The following is an 18620-nucleotide window of genomic DNA, read 5'->3' as shown; positions in this document are numbered from 1 at the left end:
GGCCCGTTCCAGCTTTCGCCGGAGGCGGGCCGCATCTCCAGCTCAACGAAGAGGGATCCTGATGACCGCGACCACGACATCCCGGCCCACCGGGCACCCCGGCTACAGCGAGACCCTGCCGCGCGTGCCGGAGAGTGCGGCCTCGGCCCGGCGCCTGGTGCGCGAGGCGTGCGCCGTGTGGGGTTTGGAGGGGTTGGGCGACGACGGCGCCCTGGTTGTTTCCGAGCTGGTGGGAAACGCCGTGCGGCACGCCCGGCGGGAGTCCATCCGCGTGGTGGTGGAGCGGATCGCCACGGGCACGGTGCGTGTGGCCGTCGCGGACTTCTCGCGGGCGCTGCCCGTGGAACGCGAGGCGGGCGGCGGTGACGAGGAAGGGCGCGGCCTGTTCCTGGTGGCGGCGCTGGCGGCCGACTGGGGAACGGACCAGCGGTGCTGGGGGAAGGTCGTCTGGGCGGAACTGGAGGGGCGTGGATGACCATCGGAGAGTTCCCCGGCCGGAGCGTGGCGCGAGCCCATCTGTCTCAGCTGGTCGAGATGTTCGGCACGGACGGGTGCCTGCGCGTCTCCACGGCATCCGCTCCCGGCGCGACCGGCCGGGCCCCGGCACCCACGTCCGATGCCTCCGACACCTCCGATGCCTCCGACGCCTCGGACGGGGGAGGGCCGGAGAGCGACCGGCGGACCTGAACGACCGCCCTGGACGAGTACGCCGGCACACCGGGCGGGAGCCGCAGGAAGCACGGATCGCTCACCCGTGCCACCCGTGCATCCGTGAAGGATCACCGACGTTTCCGGAACCTGACGACCCGAAGGCCGTCGCCAGGACCGGGCAGGCGCACTTCGTGGCCCGCGGCATCCTCGGCGAACGGCCGTCACGAAAGGTCGTGACGGCTGGGGCAGGCGGGTGGAGCCGGGCGGCCATTGGGGGGAGGTGACGGGAGCTCATCCCGGCGTTTTCCGGTCGTTTTGATACTCATTCCGATCATGTGGAGAAAACGCCCCCCTTCCCTGCCCGGCCGCCGAGCGTCGTCCGGACGCGCCTCGCGACTCGTCACCGCGGTCCTGGCTCTCCTGGTAAGCGCGGGAACACCTCTGGCACTCGCCACCGACGCCAGTGCCGACAGCGTCTCCCAGCCCCGGGCCGTCGGCTCCCCCCTGGTCGACGAGACCTTCACCCACGCCACCGCCCCGGACTTCACCGGAGTCGGGCCCTCCTGCCTGACCGGCGCGCCCACCGGGGCCGCGCCGCCCAGCGGCAGCCACGCCCTCGGCAGCTGCGGCCCGAACGCGCTGGGGCCCGTACCGCCCAACAACGCCGATCCGGACGGCTTCCTGCGGCTGACGGACGCGAGCCAGTTCCAGAGCGCGGCCGTCCTGTACAACCACGCCCTCCCGGCGGGACAGGGGCTGGACGTCACCTTCGACCAGTACCAGTACGGCAGCACGACCCCGGCGCGTCCCGCCGACGGCATCTCCTTCTTCCTCGTCGACGGCGCCGCCTCGCTGACCCATCCGGGAGCCTTCGGCGGCAGCCTCGGTTACGCCCAGATCCGCGAGGGCGACAATCCGGGGGTTCCCATGCAGCCGGGCGTCGACCACGGCTACGTCGGCGTGGGCCTCGACGTGTACGGCAACTTCTTCGGCGACGGGGAGTCGCGCGGCAACGGCTGCACCGACCGCTCGCCGAGCATGGAGTCCTGGCCGCCGCCCGCCCCCAACGTGATCACCGTGCGTGGTCCGGGCGACGGCGTGACCGGCTACTGCTTCATGACCGCCACGACCAACAACTTCTCCACCACGGGGCCGTGGCCCTCCACCCTCCCGGGCGAGCTCCAGGGCCCGACGACCACCATGCCGCCGGGCGTCACCCCGCAGGAGGCGGCGCAGATCCTCGAAGTGGACCGGCGCCGGGTGAACGTGCACATCTCCGCGGGCGCCGCCCCGGTGCTCACGGTCTCCGTCGACTTCAACGACGGCACCGGCTCGCACCAGGTCCTCTCCACGCCCGCGCCGCAGCCCGTCCCCTCGACCTACAAGTTCGGCTTCGCCTCCTCGACCGGCGCGAACACCGACGTCCACCTCATCCGCAACGTGGTCGTCCACAGTGCCGAACCGCTCCCCGAGCTGAACCTGGTGAAGCAGGCGAGGAAGCCGCTGCCCGGTGATCTGGCCCCCGGCTCCCAGGTCCCGTACGACTTCGTGGTGACCAACTCGGGCACGACGAACATCACCGATCTCGTCGTCACCGACCCGAAGGTCGGCCCGGTGAGCTGCCCCACCACGACCCTCGCGGTCGGGCAGACCGTCACCTGCACCGCCACCTACACCGTGACCGCCGCCGACGCGGCCGCCGGTTCCATCGACAACACCGCTGTCGCGACCGGCAGATCGGACGGTGACACGGTCACCTCGCCGCCGTCGTCGGAGACCGTTCCGATCCGGCGTCCCCCGTCCATCGGGATCGAGAAGAACGTGGTGACGGCGGGCCCCTACGCGGTCGGGCAGACGGTCACCTACCGCTACACCGTCCGCAACACCGGCGGGACGCAGCTGAACTCCGTGGCGGTCCACGACGACCACGTCACGGGCATCACCTGCCTGTCGACCACCCTGGCCCCCGCCGGAGAGGCCGGTGACAGCACCACTTGCACCGGCACCTACACGATCACCGCGGCGGACGGCACGGCCGGTTCGGTCACCAACACCGCCACGGCGACGGGCACGACGGACGGCGAGACGGTCACCTCTCCGGAGACCGAGCTGACCCTGCCCGTCGGGACGCCCCACGTGACCCTGGTGAAGCGGGTCACGTCGAGCGGCCCGTACCAGGTCGGATCGCGGGTCGACTACGCGTACACCGTCACCAACACCGGCGGCACCACACTGACCGACGTACGGGTGCTGGACGACCACGCCACCGACGTCACCTGTGCGGCGACCACGCTCGCCGCCGGTGCGTCCACCACCTGCCACGCCACCTACACGATCACCCAGGCGGACATCGACGACTGCCGGGAGACCGGCGGGACCGCGAGCTGCACCATCGTCAACGTGGCCCAGGCCGGTGGCACCGATCCGCAGGGCCGGGAGATCGTCAGCGAGCCCGCACAGGCCGAGGTCACCGTCCCCCTCGGGGAGTCCTCCATGAGCCTGGAGAAGCGGGTGGCCTCGAAGGGCCCGTTCAAGGTCGGATCGAAGGTCGACTACACGTACACCGTCACCAACACCGGCAGCGAGGTCCTGACCGGCGTACGGGTGGGCGACGACCGGATCCAGGGCGTCACCTGCGAGGCGACCACGCTCGCCCCCGGCGCCTCGACCACCTGCCGCGGCACGTACACCGTCACCAGCAGCAGCCTGGACAACTGCGAGAAGGGCGGCAGCAAGGGCTACGGCGGCGACGGGGGAGGCGGTGACGACGACGGCAAGAAGTGCGTGATCACCAACGTGGCCCGCGCGACCGCCACGGACTCCGGCGGCGAGCAGGTCGCCAGCAACCGGGCCCAGGCCAGCATCACGGTCACCGAGAAGAACAAGCCGTGCGGAGGATGCCACAAGAACAAGCCGAGGACGGCCGTCGGCCACTGATCCACGGCAGAGCAGTACACCCCTCCGGCGCCGCCCACCCAGGACGGCGCCGGGGGCGGCGTGTGACGGGGGACGGGACCCGGTACGTGTTCAGCCGCGCCGCGAATGCGCGCGCGGGTCCGTCTCCGATCGCGGCGGAAGCGCATCTGGGGCAGGCTCGTGAGCACGCGTCCAGGGCGGCGGAACCGCTGACCGGCCCCGCCGCACCCCGTACCTGTATCGAGCCCAGCCCCGTACTCGCTCCGCACCACGACGTACCGGAGGTCCGACCGTGCCGGCATCGAAGAACTCCACGATCTACCTGGTCGGCGGCGGTATCGCCTCGCTCGCCGCGGCGGCCTTCCTCGTACGGGACGCGGGTGTCCCGGGGGAGAACGTGCACATCCTGGAGCAGTTGCCGATCGCCGGCGGTTCGATGGACGGAGCGCCCGCGCCCACGCCCGAGGGCGGGTACGTCACCCGGGGCGGCCGGATGTTCGAGGAGGAGCACTACGTGTGCCTCTGGAACCTCCTGGAGACGATCCCGACCCTGGACGACCCGGCGATCTCGGTGCGCCAGGAGATGCTCGCCTTCAACATCGAGCACCCCACGAACGCCAAGGCGCGGATCATCAACGCCGACCGCACCATCGCCGACGCCTCCCGGCTCGGCCTGGACATCCGCGACCGCGCCGACATGACCCGGCTGCTCGCGCTACCCGAACGGGTCATCGGCGCGCGCCGTATCGACGACTTCTTCCAGCCGCACTTCTTCACCACCAATTTCTGGTGCATGTGGCGCACGACCTTCGCCTTCCAGACCTGGCATTCGGCGATCGAACTGAAGCGGTACTTCCTCGCCTTCGTCCAGGAGTTCGACCGTATCCACACCCTGTCCGGGGTGCGGCGCAGCAAGTACAACCAGTACGACTCCGTCATCCGCCCGATCCAGGAGTGGATCACCGCGCAGGGCGTTCACATCGACTTCGGTGTGACCGTCGCCGACGCGGAGTTCTCCGACTCCGACGCGCGCCGGATCTCCCGGCTGCACCTGGAACGCGACGGCGCCGGGGCCGGGACGATCGAGCTCGGCGAGGACGACTACGCGTTCCTGACCATCGGCTCCATGACCGCCGACGCCACCTACGGCGACCGCACCACCGTCCCCGAGCTGATCCGCGACAAGCGGGACGGGTCCTGGCGGCTGTGGGAGTCGATCGCCAAGAAGGCGCCGGACTTCGGCCGCCCGACGGCCTTCTGCGGCAACATCGACGAGACGAAGTGGGAGTCCTTCACCCTCACCACGACCGGCCGCACCCTCCTGGACCGCATCCAGGAGTACACCGGGAACGTGCCCGGCGAGGGCGCCCTGATGACCTGGAAGGACTCGCGCTGGCTGCTGTCGGTCGTCGTGCCCGCCCAGCCGCACTTCCGGGAACAGGCGGAGAACACGTACACCCTGTGGGGATACGCGCTGTTCGGCGACGTCCCCGGCGACCACGTGCCGAAGAAGATGGACGACTGCACCGGCGCCGAGATCCTCGACGAACTCCTCGGCCACCTCGGCTTCGACGACATCGCCGACGAGGTGCGTGCCACCACCCAGGTCACCACCGTCCAGATGCCCTACATCGACGCCCAGTTCCAGCGCCGTGTCGTGGCCGACCGGCCCCGCGTCGTCCCGGACGGCGCGGAGAACTTCGCCTTCCTCGGCCAGTTCGTCGAGATCCCCGAGGACGTCGTCTTCACCGTCGAGTACTCGGTCCGGGCCGCCATGATCGCCGTCTACCACCACTTCGGCGTCGACGAGGAGATCCCGCCGATCTACCACGGCCTGGCCGACCCCAAGATCGCCTGGTCCGCGCTGCGAACCGCCTTCGCCTGACGGGCGGGGCACTGCCCCGGCCGTCAGGGAAGGGAGTACCCCGGCCGTCGGGGCGAGGGAGTCAGGCAGTCGGGGGAGGGAGTCAGGCAGTCGCCTCCGTTCGCGCCGGGCCCCGGCTCTCCTGCCGTACGACCCGGCGGCGCCGGGTCGGCATGCCCAGGGTCGGCCTGCCGACGCCCCAGGCCGCGCCCCGGCAGATCAGCTCCTTGTAACGGGCGGCGACGCGGCCCGTCATGGCGCGGTCGACCGCCCGGTCGTCGGCGGTGACGAACTGGATCAGGCCCTCCTTGCGGCCGAGGGAGACGCACTGCTGGAAGTAGCGGATGGGGACCCGGGGGACCTTGACGCCGGCCAGCCGGGCGGCGATGGCGTCGGCGGCCTGCCAGGCCATGGGGACGCCCGAGGCGCAGGACATGCGCAGGGGCTCGCCGCCGGGGCCGACCGCCATCGCCGCGTCGCCCACGGCGTACACCTCCGGGTGGGAGACCGAGCGCATCGTGCCGTCGACCACGATCCGACCGCGGTCGGTGACCTCCAGGGCGGTGGCGCGGGCGATCGGGTGGACGGCGAATCCGGTGGTCCAGACGGTGACATCGGCGGGGAGGGACCGTCCATCGGCGGTCACGACCCGGTCCGCCTCCACGGCGTCGACCGGGGTGCGCTCATGGACCGTGATGCCGAGCCCGTCCACCACCTTCCGCAGGTGGGCGCGGCCCTTCGCCGAGAGCCGGTCGCCGAGGGCGCCGCGGGCGGTCAGGACGACGTCGAGGTCCGGGCGGGCCTCGGCGATCTCGGTCGCCGCCTCCAGCCCGGTCAGACCGGCGCCCACCACGACCACGGACCGGCCGGGGGCCAGGGTGGCCAGGCGGTCGCGGAGGCGGAGCGCGCCGGGGCGGCCGGAGATCTCGTGGGCGTGCTCCGCGGCGCCGGGGACGCCCCCGTCGTCCCAGCCGCTGCCCAGCGCGTAGACCAGAGTGTCGTAGCCCAGCTCCTCCTGTCCGGCGCCGTCCGGGGCGGCGAGCGCCACCGTCCTGCGCTCCACGTGCACGGCGGTGACCTTCGCGAGCTTCAGTTCCACTCCCGTGCCCGCGAACATCCCGCTGAACGGCCGGTGCCTGAGGTCCTGGCCGGCCGCGAGCTGGTGCAGCCGGACCCGCTCGACGAAGTCGGGCTCGGGGTTGACGAGGGTGATGGTGACGTCCTCGGGGTGCAGCCGCCTGGCGAGACGGCCGGCGGCGATGGCACCGGTGTAGCCGGCTCCGAGGACGACGATGCGGTGCTGCATGTCCGTGCTCCTGTCTGGGCGGGTACGCCGTTGTCCGGCGTGGTGTCGCCCCTTGAACCGGACAGCCGCCGGTTTCCTGACAGGACCGGGATGCGAGCTGCGTCACATCACGTCAGAGGGTGTGGAGCGGTCCTTCCCCGTGGTCCGTGGCGGCCCAACGCCCGGTCGCGCGGACGAGCTTGTCGGGGTTGACCTGGCTGCGTACCGCCACGATGCCCTCCGGGCCGACCTCCAGACAGGCGATCCCGGCGACCCGGCCCTCGACGACCACGACGACGGCGGGCCCGCCGTTGGCGGTCGAGGCGTAGACCTCGGGAATGCCGCCGATGAGGGCCCGCTTGGCCTTGCCGGGCTTGAACAGGCCGCGCAGGAACGTGGCGACGGCGCGCGCGCCCTCGAATGCCTTCGCGCGGGCCGGGACCTTGCCGCCGCCGTCGCCGACCGCGACGGCCTCCTGGGTGAGCAGGCGGACGAGGGGTTCGGTGCGACCGCTGGTCGCCGCGGCCAGGAACTCCTCGACGATGCGCAGGGCGGTGGCCTCGCCGACCTCGGTACGGGTGTTGCCGTCGGCGATGTGCTTCTTGGCCCGGTGGTAGATCTGCTGGCCCGCGGCCTCGGTGATGTCCAGGATCCTGGCGATCTCCCGGTGCGGGTAGTCGAACGCCTCCCGCAGCACGTACACCGCGCGCTCCTTGGGCGACAGGCGCTCCAGCAGGACGAGGACGGCGTACGACACCGACTCGCGCTGCTCGGCGGTGTCGGCGGGGCCGAGCATCGGGTCCCCGGCGAGCAGCGGTTCGGGGAGCCACCGCCCCACGTACGTCTCGCGCCGGGCACGGGCCGAAGAGAGCAGGTTGAGACACCAGTTGGTGAGGACCTTCGTCAGCCAGGCCTCGGGCACCTCGATCCGCCCGACATCGGCCGCCTGCCAGCGCAGGAACGTCTCCTGCACGGCATCCTCCGCCTCGCTCGCGGAGCCGAGCAGCCGGTAGGCAATGGCCTCCAGCCGGGGCCTGGCGGCCTCGAACCGGTCCACCTCACTCACGGACAGCGCCATGCCCGCGATCCTAGAACGGCCCCGGAACGGAACGGAACCGCGCTGAACGGAACCGCGCTGAACGGGACCGCGTTGAACGGGACCGGAGCGAGCGGCCCGGTCCGCGGCCCCCACTCCTGTGAACGGGAGACCGGTCCGTTCCTCCGCGCGACAGCCCTCGCTCGCCGCAGGGCGGTGTGGTCGAGGGCGTCGGGGGTACCTTTCGCCGGGGCCGCCGCCCGGTGTGGGGGCGGCCCCGGCGGTGGGGTTCTACGCGGCCGGGGCCAGGGCCTCCGCCTCGCCGCTTTCCAGTTGTGCGGTCAGTGCGGTGCGCGCGCGGGCCACCCGGGAGCGGACCGTGCCGACCGGGCAGTCCGCCGCGCGGGCGGCCTCCGCGTAGGAGAGCCCGAGCAACTGGGTGAGGACGAACGCCTGGCGGCGGTCGTACGGGAGCGCGGCCAGGAGTTCCTGGAGCGCCACCCCCTCCTCGAAGCCGGGCAGCCCCGTCGGCTGGGCGCGCTCGACGGTCGCGCGCCAGTCGTCGGTGTCGGCGAGCAGGGGCCGTGCGGCGGTCCTGCGGAAGTCGTCGACGACGGCGCGGCGCGCGATGGTGAGGAGCCAGGTGCGGGCCGACGAGCGGCCCTCGAAGCGGTGCAGGGTGCGCAGCGCGCGCAGGAACGTGTCCTGCGCGAGGTCCTCGGCGGCCTGCGGGTCGGCGGACAGGTGGGCCACGTAGCGCACGACGTCGCGGTGCAGGGCCCGTACGAAGGCGTCGGCGGCCTCGCGGTCCCCGGCGCGGGCGGCGAGCGCCCAGCCGGTCGCGGCGGCGTCCGTCTCGGTCCTGTCGCGCGGGACGGAGGCGCACTGTGACCCGCGCGGGGCGGGCGGCGTGGTGTTCATCGCCAGATGTGTCCTTCACGGATCGGTCCGGTGCCCGGGCGTCCGGTGACGGCGCGCGGGCGCGCGCCGCGGCCACGGTGTGCGTGACGGGGTACGGGACGGGGCCGGGGCTCCGGTGAATGGGGCACCCGGGCCCTTCGGGGCCGGGTGTGCCGGAGGACTCCCGCTGCGTGCGGGTACGGCGGCGGGCCGGTCGGCGACCGGTCGCGCGCCGGAGTGCGTACGTCCTCCGGAATGCCTGCCGCGTCCTCAGGACGCGGCGAGCACCCCGGGCGGTCCGCGCCGGTCCCGGGTGCGGGCGCACCGCAGGCCGAGCGGCAGCCGGTCGCTCAGGCCCCGGTGGGGGCGCAGGCGGCGGCGCGGGGCCGGCAGCGGTGCGGTGAGGAGAGGGTGCAGCGCGGTGAGCAGCAGGCCCGCGACCGCGCGCAGGACCTGGAAGGCGGCACGTTCGCCGCGGGCCAGCCACATGCCGCAGACGAGGGCGGCGAGGACGTGCGCGGCGAGCATTCCCGCCGAGGACATCCCGGCCATGTCGTGGCCCATGTGCGCCATCGAGCCCGCGTGGGTCATGGCGGAGGCGTGGTCCATGCCGGTCATGCCGGTCATGCCGTCCGGGCCGGCCACCGCGCCGCTCGCGGCCGAGTGGTCCATGCCCGCCATGTGGCTCATGCCCGCCATGTGATCCATGCCCGCCATGGGGTCCGTCGGCGCCGCGGTCGCTCCGGCACCGGCCCGTGCGGCCGTACCCCCGACCGTTCCGAGGGCGGACTGGGCGGCGGTGAAGGCGTTGTGCAGCACGCCCTGGGCGGCGACGGCGAGGCCCGTGACGAGCCAGGGGCCCCGCTCGCGGGCGGCGAACCACCAGCCGGGGACCGCGAGCGCGAGGAAGCCGGCGGCAAGCACCCAGAAGGGGAGCGGGGCCTCGGACATGAGGACGTGCCCGGTCGCGGCGAGCGCGACGGAGACGGCGGCGAACATCGCCGCCCGCACCGCGCGTCCGACCGGTCCCGCTTCCATGGCGCCTCATCCTCCCATCGAGGGGCGCCGGGCGACATGGCGGGGCGTCCGGCTTGCCGCCAATGCCGGAAACCTGCCTGCCGGAGCGGAGTTCCGGCATATGCGGCGGGAACGGCCGGTGGTGCGCGGCACGCCGTCACGGGAGAGCGCGGCGGCCCGTCCCCGTACCCGGGCGGACCACCACCGCCCGGACCTTCAGCGGCTTCCCGTACCTGAGACGAAGCGTGAAGGAGACCTCGTCGCCGGGCCGCCACGTTCCCTTCGGCCGGACGGTCACGTCGATCCCGTACGGGGTCATCGTGAGCCCGTCCCCGGCGGGGACGGCGGCGGAGTCGACCCGCTGCCGGTAGGCGGCCGCGGAGGACGTCATGCGGTGTTCGCTCAGCGCGGGAGGTGCGGCCGTGCCGGGCGAGGTGATGCCCACGAGCCGGTCCGCGGAGCCGCCGTCGTTGGTGAGGGTGAAGAAGGCGGCGGTCTCCTGAGCCGGGCCGAGCGGCTGGAAGACGTACGCCTCCGTGACGGTCACGCGCGGCGGGCTCCCGGCGCGTCCGCTCACCGCCCAGGTGGCGAGACCGGCGAGGGCGAGGCCGCAGGCCAGGACGGGAACTCCGACGGCCGCGGCCGACGTGCGCAGGCGCGCGGGAACGGCGGGCATCAGAACGCCGCCCCGGGAGAGGTGCGCCGGCGCCGCGCGGCGGCCGGTGCCGCGACGGGCTGCCAGCGGCGCAGGCGGAGGCTGCCGAGGACGACGAGGACCGAGCTGAGGGACATCGCGGCGGCGGCGAGCATCGGGTTGAGCAGGCCCACCATGGCGAGCGGGAGGGTGACGGCGTTGTAGCCGAAGGCCCACAGCAGGTTCCCGCGGATGGTGGCGAGGGTGCGGCGGGCGAGGCGTACGGCGTCGGCGAGGGCTTCGATGTCGTCGCGGACGAGGGTGACGTCGGCGGCGCCGATGGCGACATCGGTGCCGGTGCCCATCGCGATGCCGAGGTCGGCCCCGGCGAGTGCCGCCGCGTCGTTGACGCCGTCCCCGACGACCGCGACCCGCTTCCCCCGCGCGCGCAGCGTGCGGACGAGTTCGGCTTTGCGCTCGGGGGTGCAGCGGGCGTACGTCTCGTCGATGCCGAGCGCGGCGGCGACGGCCCGCGCGGGCTCCTCCCGGTCCCCGGTGGCGAGGACGGGGTGCACGCCGAGGCGGCGGAGCCGGTCGACGGCGTGGTAGCTGCCGGGACGTACGACGTCGCCGAGTGCGAGGACGGCCTCGGGGCGCCCGTCGATCCGTACCAGGACGGGGGTGTGGGCGGCTTCCAGGGCGGCGGCGAGCGCCGCGTCCAGTTCATCGGGCAGCTCGCCGCCGGGGGCGCCGACCTCGACGAGCCGTCCGTCCACGTGTCCGCGCACACCGCTGCCGGGCGTGGCGGTGAACCCGCCGAGCGCGCCGGGCCGTACCGCGCCCCCGGGAAGGGTGCGCTCGGCGTGGCGGACGAGCGCCCGGCCGAGCGGGTGCTCGGAGCCGGTCTCGACGGTCGCCGCGAGCCGCAGCACCTCCGGTGCGCCGGGGCCGTCCGCGCGCGCGGTGAGGGCGGCGACGGTGAGGTGCCCGGAGGTGAGGGTGCCCGTCTTGTCGAGGACGACGGTGTCGATCCGCCGGAGGGCTTCGAGGGCCTGCGGGCCTTTGACGAGGACGCCGAGCTGCGCGCCCCGGCCGGTGGCCGCCATGAGCGCGGTCGGGGTCGCGAGCCCGAGCGCACAGGGGCAGGCGACGACGAGGACGGCGACACCGGCGGTGACGGCCGCCTGCGGGTCCGCGCCCGCGCCGAGCCAGAAGCCCAGCACGGTGACGGCGAGGGCGAGGACGACGGGCACGAAGACCCCGGCCACGGTGTCGGCGAGCCGCTGGGCGCGGGCCTTCCCGGCCTGGGCCTCGGTGACGAGGGCCGTGATGCGGGCGAGCCGGGTGTCGGCGCCGACGGCGGTCGCGCGTACGAGAAGCAGCCCGCCCGCGTTGACCGAGCCGCCCGTGACGGCGGAACCGGCCGTGACCTCCACGGGCCGCGTCTCGCCCGTCACGAGGGACAGGTCCACGGCGGACGCGCCCTCCACGACCTCGCCGTCCGTCGCGACCCGTTCCCCGGGCCGTACGAGGAAGACCCGGCCCACCGTGAGGTGTTCGGCCGGAACGGTGCGTTCCACGGTCCCGTCCCGCACCGTCACCTCCTTCACGCCGAGTTCGGCGAGCGCGCGCAGGGCGGCCGAGGTGCCGCGCCGGGCGCGGGCCTCCAGGTGGCGGCCGAGGAGCACGAAGAGCGGGACGCCCACCGCCGCTTCGAGGTAGACGTGCGCCGTGCCGTCCGACGCGGTGGGCAGCAGGGTGAAGGGCATCCGCATGCCGGGGACGCCGGCCCCGCCGAGGAAGAGCGCGTACGCGGACCAGCCGAAGGAGGCGAGGACACCGAGCGAGACGAGCGTGTCCATGGTCGCCGCGCCGTGCCGCAGCCCGCGCCGGGCCCGCTCGTGGAAGGGCCACGCGCTCCAGAGGGCGACGGGCGCGGCCAGCGCGAAGCACAGCCACTGCCAGTTGCGGAACTGGAGCGAAGGCACCATCGACAGAACGAGGACGGGGACGGCGAGCAGCGCGGTCACCAGGAGCCGCGACGGGGGCCCGGCCTCGGAGCCCCCGGTCTCGGAGCCCCCGGCCTCCCGGTCCCCGCCGGACGCGGGCGGCTCGGGGAGACGGGCGGTGTACCCGCCCCGTTCGACGGCGGCGACGAGCACGTCCGTGCCGAGGCCCGCCGGGTGCTCGACGCGGGCCGTTCCGGTCGCGAGATTGACGGTGGCGCTTACCCCCTCCAGGGCGCCGAGCTTCTTCTCGACCCGGCGCACGCAGGCCGCGCACGTCATGCCGCCGACGATCAGATCGGTCGTGGTGAGGGGGTGCGGAGCGGTATCCCGGCCCATCAGTGGCCCATCCCGCCCATGTCGTCCGTCCCGCCCGTGCCGTCCGTCCCGCCCATGTCGTGCGGGGCCGGGGGGTCGTCCTGGCGGGTCACTCCGCGCATGTCGGGGGCGACAGGCCCGGCGAGGCGCCCCACCCCGTACGAGACGGAGAAGAGCGCGACGAGCAGAAGCAGGAAGCCCCCGAGCGCCGCGTACGGCACGGGGGTGGCACGCCGTCCGGCGGAAGGCGTCACCGAGTGATCCATGAGGCAGGCTCCGGCGAGAGTGCGGGTCGTACGGTCCAGGGGTCGGCCGGACCGGGCCGCGAGTTCCCCCATGATCGGGTGACCTGCCTCACATAACGGGCACCTGTCACGTGCGCCCCGGGAACACCACGGTGGCCCGGGGGTTCCGACGGCCGGGGGCGACCCGGCGGATCACGCGGATCACGCCCTCCTCCCCGCGCTACGAGGACTACGCCGTCATGGCATCACGCCGTCACGTCATCACGTCATCACGTCATCACGTCATCACGTCATCACGGCGAACATCACGGCCATGCCCAGCGCCATCAGCCCGTGACAGCCCAGGTCCCACGCGGCATGCACCCCGCCGTCCGGGCCCGCGCCGTCCGGGCCCGCGCCGTCCGCGCCCGCGCCGCTCGTCGTGCGGGGCGCGAGGCGGCCCGTGTCGAACCCCTTCGCGAGCCACCACAGCGCGAGCGCCAGCAGGGCGACGGCGAGCACTCCGGCGCCCCAGCGGTCACCGGTGCCGTCGAGCGTCATCGTCGCGGTCGCGCCCGGGGCCGGCATGTCCATCCCGGGCATGTCGTGCGCCTGGCCCCCGCCTCCCGCGCCCATGGACATGGCCGAGGACATCGCGGCGACCATCCACGCCATCGCGCCGGTCATCACGGTGTGCGGCAGCGCGTTCGCGAGGGCGCGTGCCCGGGGTCCGGGCACACCCGGCACGGTGAGCGCGGCCAGCACGAACCACACCGCGGCGGCGGAGAAGAGGACCACCTGAGGTGTGCCGGGCAGGTCCATGCCCCAGGGCCAGGCCATCGCGAACATGGCGAGCGCCATGACCGCGTGCAGACCGTGGGCGAGCCGCGCGGTCCACGGATGGGAGCGGGCCGCGAGGGCGCGCCACAGCCCGTAGACGGTGAGCGCGCAGAAGAGCAGCGTCAGAATCCAGCGCAGTCCGGTGGCGGTGATCATCGGGCGGTCTCCTCGGATGTCCCGGCGCGCGTCTTCGTGCGCGCGCTCCGGTGTCGGCGCGCCCGTGCGACCACCAGGTCCCCGAGCAGGAAGCAGACCAGCGGCAGCCCGAACAGCGGCAGGTAGTAGGCGAGTACGGCGGCCGCGACGGCGAGCGGCGCCATGACCCGGCCCGGCACCCGGCGCCAGGCTCCGCGCGCCGGCGGCCGGCCGAGCCGCGTCCCGTCCGCCCGGGTGGGCCTGCGCAGCCACCACATGCGGTAGCCCCAGAAGAGCATCCCGATCAGCGCGACGGCGATCAGCGCGAGGACGATCTGGTTGGCCGGACCGAAGAGCAGGCCCATATGGGCGTCGATGCCCCAGCGGGTGAGCTTGGCGAGGACGGGGAAGTCGTCGAAGGCCAGCCTGTCCGTGACATGGCCGGTGGCCGGGTCGATCGCGATCGAGTCCTGCCGCTCCGGCCAGTGCCGGGTGTTCTCGTGTACGACGTACGCGCTCCGGGCGTCCGCGGGCGGGGTGATGACGAGCTTGCCGCGCAGCCCCTCCGCGTGGGCGATGCGGACTGCTGCGTCGAGATCGACGGCCGGGACGGCGGCACCCTCGGCGGAGGTGCCCGGGGCCGCCCCTGCCGGGCCGCCACCGTGCGCGCCGTGCCCCTGAGCGCCATGCCCCTGATCTCCATGACCCTGATCTCCATGCCCCTGAGCGCCGTCACCGAGGGCCGAGGAGACGGCGGGCGTCGCCCCGCCCAGCGCGTCCTGGATCCTGCCGATGTTCGCGCCCGCGTGCGCCGACCAGGTCAGCCCGGTCGCCGAGAGCGCGAGGAAGCCGACCGACACCCACAGCCCGACCGCCCCGTGCCAGGACAGCGTGCGCCTGCGCCCCTTCGGGCCCCGGCGCGGCACGAACAGCCCGCGCAGCCGTTCCCGGCTCCGCGGCGCCCCGAGCCACAGCGCGAGCCCGCCGAGCACCTCGACCCACAGCCAGCTCGCCGCGGTCTCGCTGTAGTTGCGGCCGAGGTCACCGAGGTTCAGGGTGCGGTGCAGGCCGTCGAACCAGGACCGTACGGGCAGCCACTCGCCGAAGGTGCGCAGCGTGCCGCGCACCTCCGCGGTGTACGGATCGACGAAGGCGGTCCGCGTGTACCCCTCGGGCAGCCCCTCGACGTCGAAGGTGACCCGGGTCGTGTCGTCGGCCCCCGCGCCCTTGGTGACGGAGACGAGCCGCCCGCCGGGTATCGCCCCGCGGGCGGCGTCCAGCTGGGCGGTGAGCGGCTTCGGCTCGCCGTGCGGGGTGACCTTCAGCTCGTGGCGGTAGACGACGGACTCGATCTGCGGGGTGGCCGTGTAGAGCAGCCCGGTGACGGCCGCGACGAACAGGAACGGGCCGATGAGGATGCCCGCGTAGAAGTGCAGGCGGAGCAGGAGGGGACGCAGCCCGGTCCACGCGCCGCCGCCTCCGCCGTTCGGCGCGGTCGCGGTGAACTCCTCGGTCGCGGCGGACTCCTGGGCTGCGGGGAACTCCTGGGCTGCGGTGAACTCCTCGGCCGGGCGTTGCCGGGGCGGCGGTGACGCGGCAGGCGTGGTCTCGGGCATCGGCTCTTCCTCGTACGTGGACCGGTGGGGACGGTGACGTACAGGAGTCGGTGCGCGAGGCGCCCGAGTTCCCGCGCACGAGGTATGACACGGGTCACGGCCGACGGTGCCGCGTGCCCGCCCCGCCCCGGCATGGCGTACGCGTACGCGTACGCCGCCTCCTCGACCCGCCGCGTCCGCCGGGAACTTCCCCGCCCCCGCTCCCGACTCCTGCAACAGCGCTTCGAAGCGCCCCACTTGACCACCGAGGAGAAACCCCATGCCGACACCCAGGCCGGCGGCCGTCGCGCTCGCCGCCCTCCTGTGTCTCACCGCGGCCGGCTGCGCGGAACCGGGCTCCGGCTCCGGCAGCAGGAAGGCGGACGCCGCCGCCGGGAACGCGTCCCCCGCCGCGCGGGGCGCGTACCCCGTCACCCTCGAGAACTGCGGGCTGAAGCAGAGGTTCGACAAGCCCCCCGGCCGGGTCGTCGTGATGAACGGGGCATCGGTCGCCGAGGTGTCCACGCTGCTCGCCCTCGGCCAGGGGGACCGGATCGTCTCCAACCAGCAGTCCTACGGCATGTCCGAAGTGCCCGGCCGCGCCGAGGCGATAAGGAAGCTGCCCACGGGCGGGGTGAAACAGAACGAGGCCTTCGACATCCCGCGCGAGGCCATGATCGGCCTGCGCCCCGACCTCGTGCTCTCCGTCATGGCCCACGGTTTCGACGCCGCGAACGGCTTCGCCACCCGCGAGCAGCTCGACGAGATCGGGGCGCGCAGCTATGTCTCGCCCGAAGGCTGCGGCCGGGACAACCTGAACCTGACGATCGACGACAGCTACACACTGCTGCGGGACCTGGGCAAGGTCTTCGGCGTCGAGGACAGGGCCGAGAAGCTCATCGCCACCGCACGGCGGAACATCGCCGAAGTGGCGGAGAAGGTCGCCGGCACCACAAGACCGAAGGTCATGGTCGTCTTCGCCAACATGACCATGGGCAGCAACGAGTTCAGTGCGGTCGCCGCCCACGGCATCTACAACGACATCCTCGCCGAGGCCGGCGGTGACAACGCGTTCGCGAGCGCGTCGAAGTCGTCCTTCGCCGACCTCAGCAAGGAACAGGTCGCCGCCACCGACGTGGACGCCCTCGTGGTCGTCAGCTACAACGACCCGGACCCGACGGCGTACGCGAAGAAGCTGCTCAAGGAGTTCCCCCAGTGGTCCGCGGCCAGGCAGAACAAGTTCGTGGTGCTGTCCGACTCGATGCATCTCGGCCCCAGCAACGACGTGGCGGTCAGGAGGATCGCCGGAATGCTGCATCCCGAGGCCTTCTGAGCCGCCTCCCGCTGTGGGTCTGCGTCCTCGTGCTCACCGCCGTACTGCTGGTCTCGACGGTCCTCGCCGTCGGCATCGGCGCGGTCGATGTGCCGGTCGGTGACGTGTGGACGGTCCTCGTCCACCACGTCACCGGCCGGGGGCCGGTGGACGATGTCGCCCTCGACCAGATCGTCTGGCGGTTCCGCACCCCGCGTGTGGTCCTCGCCGCGGTCGTGGGGGCGGGACTCGCCGTATCCGGCGCCGTACTCCAGACCCTCGTGGCCAACCCGCTCGCCGACCCCACGGTCCTCGGCTTCTCGCACGGGGCGTCGCTGGGCGCGGCCCTGGTGATGACGCTCGGCGGGGCGGGGCTCGGCGGACTCGGCGTCTCCGGGGCGGCGTTCGCGGGCGCGCTCCTGGCGGGGACCGCGGTCTTCGTGCTCGGGCGGCGCGGCGGACGGCTCGCACCCACGCGGCTCGTGCTCGCCGGGGTCGCGGTCGGCTACGTACTGCTGTCGGCGACGAGCTTCGTGCAGCTGCGGGCCGCGCCGAACGAGCTGCGGGGCGTCATGTTCTGGATGCTGGGCAGCGTCGCCGGCGCCCGGTGGAGCCAACTGCCCACCGTCACCGCCGTGGTGGCGACCGGCGTGACGCTGCTCGCCCTCTTCGGTCGGCGCCTGAACGCGCTGCTCGCCGGGGACGAGTCGGCGGCATCGCTCGGCGTGGACGTGCACCGCACCCGTGCGGTGCTGCTGGTGGTGAGCGCCCTGCTGACCGGGACCGTCATCGCCGTCGCGGGCGGCATCGGCTTCGTCGGCCTGATGATCCCGCACCTGGTACGGCTCGTCCTCGGCGCCGACCACCGCAGGCTGCTCCCGCTGAGCGCCCTCCTCGGGGCCGTCTACCTCGTACTGGTCGACCTGCTCTCCCGTACCCTCGCCCGGCCCGGCGAACTGCCGTTGGGCATTCTCACCGCGCTGCTCGGCGCACCGTTCTTCCTCTGGCTGCTGCGCCGCAACAAGGGGCTCGACTCCGCATGAGACTCACCGTGAACGGCCTGTGCGCCGCCCTCGACGGCACCCCGGTCCTGCACGACGTCGCGCTCGACGTGGCGCCGGGCCAGGTCGTGGGCCTCGTCGGCCCCAACGGCAGCGGGAAGTCCACCCTGCTGCGTGCCGTCTACCGCTCGCTGCGGCCCCTCGCGGGGGTCGTCGAGGTGGGCGGGACGGACGTGTGGCGGCTCTCCTCGCGGACCGCCGCCCGCCGCACCGCCGCCGTCCTCCAGGACGGGGCGGGCGCGGGCGGCCTCACCGTCGCCGAGACGGTGGCCCTCGGCCGCACCCCGCACCACGGGGTGCTGGGACGCGACGGCGAGAGCGACCGGCGCGCCGTCGCCGGAGCGGCGGAGAGCTGCGGCGTCGCCTCGCTCGCCGACCGCGACCTCTCCTCCCTGTCCGGCGGCGAGCGCCAGCGCGTCCTGCTCGCCCGCGCCCTCGCCCAGGCCCCGGAACTCCTCGTCCTGGACGAACTCACCAACCACCTCGACATCCGTGCCCGGTTCGAACTCCTCGGCCTGATCAGGAACACCGGGGTCACGACCCTCGCCGTGCTGCACGATCTCGATCTGGCGGCCAGGATCTGCGACGGCCTCGTCGTGCTCCACCACGGGCGTGCCGTCGCCGCGGGCCCGGTCCTCGACGTCCTCACCCCGGACCTCTTCCACGAGGTCTTCGGCGTCCGCGCCCACGCCGGACGGCATCCGGACGGCGTCATCCGGATCACGTACGGGGCGGACCCGCTGGCCCCGGCCTGACCCGGTCGACGCCCGGCCCACGAACGAGCCCCCGGCCGACGGCCGGGGGCTCGGTACTGCTCGGTACGCGG

The 18620-nt window shown here is 73.6% G+C and carries 16 protein-coding genes; 7 read left to right on the top strand and 9 right to left on the bottom strand.

The features are described 5' to 3' along the window. The first annotated feature begins 61 nt into the window (after nt 1–61). The 4 genes from ACFCV8_RS04105 to ACFCV8_RS04090 all read left to right on the top strand — a co-directional run bounded on the left by ACFCV8_RS04105 (nt 62) and on the right by ACFCV8_RS04090 (nt 5452). On the top strand, nt 62–475 hold the full coding sequence (locus tag ACFCV8_RS04105; RefSeq protein ID WP_376683674.1) for an ATP-binding protein: 414 nt from the start codon (nt 62–64) through the stop codon (nt 473–475). Next, complete coding sequence (locus tag ACFCV8_RS04100; RefSeq protein ID WP_376683673.1) at nt 472–687, top strand: hypothetical protein; 216 nt, start codon at nt 472–474, stop codon at nt 685–687. Before ACFCV8_RS04105 ends, ACFCV8_RS04100 begins: the two co-directional genes overlap by 4 nt. Before the next feature lie 297 nt (nt 688–984). Further along, nucleotides 985–3588 (top strand): hypothetical protein, encoded by a 2604-nt coding sequence (locus ACFCV8_RS04095; protein WP_376683672.1) that lies wholly within the window; start codon nt 985–987, stop codon nt 3586–3588. A 271-nt stretch (nt 3589–3859) separates the two neighbouring features. Next, on the top strand, nt 3860–5452 hold the full coding sequence (locus tag ACFCV8_RS04090) for an oleate hydratase (RefSeq protein WP_376683671.1): 1593 nt from the start codon (nt 3860–3862) through the stop codon (nt 5450–5452). 82 nt (nt 5453–5534) lie between these two features. Here ACFCV8_RS04090 and ACFCV8_RS04085 read toward each other — a convergent pair whose 3' ends face one another. The 9 genes from ACFCV8_RS04085 to ACFCV8_RS04045 all read right to left on the bottom strand — a co-directional run bounded on the left by ACFCV8_RS04085 (nt 5535) and on the right by ACFCV8_RS04045 (nt 15442). Further along, nucleotides 5535–6737 (bottom strand): NAD(P)/FAD-dependent oxidoreductase, encoded by a 1203-nt coding sequence (locus tag ACFCV8_RS04085; RefSeq protein ID WP_376683670.1) that lies wholly within the window; start codon nt 6735–6737, stop codon nt 5535–5537. A 112-nt stretch (nt 6738–6849) separates the two neighbouring features. Then, a complete protein-coding gene (gene sigJ / locus ACFCV8_RS04080; protein ID WP_376683669.1) occupies nt 6850–7794 on the bottom strand; it encodes an RNA polymerase sigma factor SigJ in 945 nt (314 codons plus the stop codon). A gap of 249 nt (nt 7795–8043) precedes the next feature. Then, nucleotides 8044–8673, bottom strand: coding sequence for a sigma-70 family RNA polymerase sigma factor (locus ACFCV8_RS04075; RefSeq protein WP_376683668.1), 630 nt, complete (start codon nt 8671–8673; stop codon nt 8044–8046). Between the two features lie 249 nt (nt 8674–8922). Further along, entirely contained in the window at nt 8923–9690 is a 768-nt protein-coding gene (locus ACFCV8_RS04070) for a hypothetical protein (RefSeq protein WP_376683667.1), read from the bottom strand. A 136-nt stretch (nt 9691–9826) separates the two neighbouring features. Next, the gene (locus ACFCV8_RS04065; RefSeq protein ID WP_376683666.1) at nt 9827–10345 is read right to left on the bottom strand and encodes a copper chaperone PCu(A)C; all 519 of its coding nucleotides are present in this window, start codon (nt 10343–10345) and stop codon (nt 9827–9829) included. Then, nucleotides 10345–12648, bottom strand: a complete 2304-nt coding sequence (locus ACFCV8_RS04060; protein ID WP_376683665.1) for a heavy metal translocating P-type ATPase — start codon at nt 12646–12648, stop codon at nt 10345–10347. Before ACFCV8_RS04060 ends, ACFCV8_RS04065 begins: the two co-directional genes overlap by 1 nt. Beyond that, nucleotides 12648–12881 (bottom strand): hypothetical protein, encoded by a 234-nt coding sequence (locus tag ACFCV8_RS04055; protein WP_376683664.1) that lies wholly within the window; start codon nt 12879–12881, stop codon nt 12648–12650. The genes ACFCV8_RS04060 and ACFCV8_RS04055 overlap by 1 nt, the downstream gene beginning before the upstream one ends. A gap of 276 nt (nt 12882–13157) precedes the next feature. Beyond that, entirely contained in the window at nt 13158–13847 is a 690-nt protein-coding gene (locus ACFCV8_RS04050) for a DUF5134 domain-containing protein (RefSeq protein ID WP_376683663.1), read from the bottom strand. Next, complete coding sequence (locus ACFCV8_RS04045; protein WP_376683662.1) at nt 13844–15442, bottom strand: PepSY-associated TM helix domain-containing protein; 1599 nt, start codon at nt 15440–15442, stop codon at nt 13844–13846. Before ACFCV8_RS04045 ends, ACFCV8_RS04050 begins: the two co-directional genes overlap by 4 nt. A gap of 259 nt (nt 15443–15701) precedes the next feature. Between ACFCV8_RS04045 and ACFCV8_RS04040 the strand changes: the two genes are divergently transcribed. From ACFCV8_RS04040 to ACFCV8_RS04030, 3 genes are read left to right on the top strand one after another with little or no spacing between them, the layout of a single operon-like run. Then, nucleotides 15702–16754, top strand: coding sequence for an ABC transporter substrate-binding protein (locus ACFCV8_RS04040; RefSeq protein ID WP_376683661.1), 1053 nt, complete (start codon nt 15702–15704; stop codon nt 16752–16754). Between the two features lie 29 nt (nt 16755–16783). Continuing rightward, nucleotides 16784–17776, top strand: a complete 993-nt coding sequence (locus ACFCV8_RS04035) for a FecCD family ABC transporter permease (RefSeq protein WP_376683660.1) — start codon at nt 16784–16786, stop codon at nt 17774–17776. Further along, nucleotides 17773–18549, top strand: a complete 777-nt coding sequence (locus ACFCV8_RS04030; RefSeq protein ID WP_376683659.1) for an ABC transporter ATP-binding protein — start codon at nt 17773–17775, stop codon at nt 18547–18549. Before ACFCV8_RS04035 ends, ACFCV8_RS04030 begins: the two co-directional genes overlap by 4 nt. Nucleotides 18550–18620: the final 71 nt, after the last annotated feature.

Source organism: Streptomyces sp. NPDC056347 (genome assembly GCF_042262625.1).
In the GTDB taxonomy this organism is placed as follows: Bacteria; Actinomycetota; Actinomycetes; order Streptomycetales; family Streptomycetaceae; genus Streptomyces.
The sequence above is the reverse complement of the archived record's forward strand: the minus strand, read 5'-3'. Positions and strand labels throughout refer to the sequence as shown.

Coding starts and splice junctions, on each gene's coding strand:
- ACFCV8_RS04105 (WP_376683674.1), top strand. CDS start 62: ATGACCGCGACCACGACATCCCGGCCCACCGGGCACCCCGGCTACAGC.
- ACFCV8_RS04100 (WP_376683673.1), top strand. CDS start 472: ATGACCATCGGAGAGTTCCCCGGCCGGAGCGTGGCGCGAGCCCATCTG.
- ACFCV8_RS04095 (WP_376683672.1), top strand. CDS start 985: ATGTGGAGAAAACGCCCCCCTTCCCTGCCCGGCCGCCGAGCGTCGTCC.
- ACFCV8_RS04085 (WP_376683670.1), bottom strand. CDS start 6,737: ATGCAGCACCGCATCGTCGTCCTCGGAGCCGGCTACACCGGTGCCATC.
- sigJ (WP_376683669.1), bottom strand. CDS start 7,794: ATGGCGCTGTCCGTGAGTGAGGTGGACCGGTTCGAGGCCGCCAGGCCC.
- ACFCV8_RS04075 (WP_376683668.1), bottom strand. CDS start 8,673: ATGAACACCACGCCGCCCGCCCCGCGCGGGTCACAGTGCGCCTCCGTC.
- ACFCV8_RS04070 (WP_376683667.1), bottom strand. CDS start 9,690: ATGGAAGCGGGACCGGTCGGACGCGCGGTGCGGGCGGCGATGTTCGCC.
- ACFCV8_RS04065 (WP_376683666.1), bottom strand. CDS start 10,345: ATGCCCGCCGTTCCCGCGCGCCTGCGCACGTCGGCCGCGGCCGTCGGA.
- ACFCV8_RS04060 (WP_376683665.1), bottom strand. CDS start 12,648: ATGGGCCGGGATACCGCTCCGCACCCCCTCACCACGACCGATCTGATC.
- ACFCV8_RS04050 (WP_376683663.1), bottom strand. CDS start 13,847: ATGATCACCGCCACCGGACTGCGCTGGATTCTGACGCTGCTCTTCTGC.
- ACFCV8_RS04045 (WP_376683662.1), bottom strand. CDS start 15,442: ATGCCCGAGACCACGCCTGCCGCGTCACCGCCGCCCCGGCAACGCCCG.
- ACFCV8_RS04040 (WP_376683661.1), top strand. CDS start 15,702: ATGCCGACACCCAGGCCGGCGGCCGTCGCGCTCGCCGCCCTCCTGTGT.
- ACFCV8_RS04030 (WP_376683659.1), top strand. CDS start 17,773: ATGAGACTCACCGTGAACGGCCTGTGCGCCGCCCTCGACGGCACCCCG.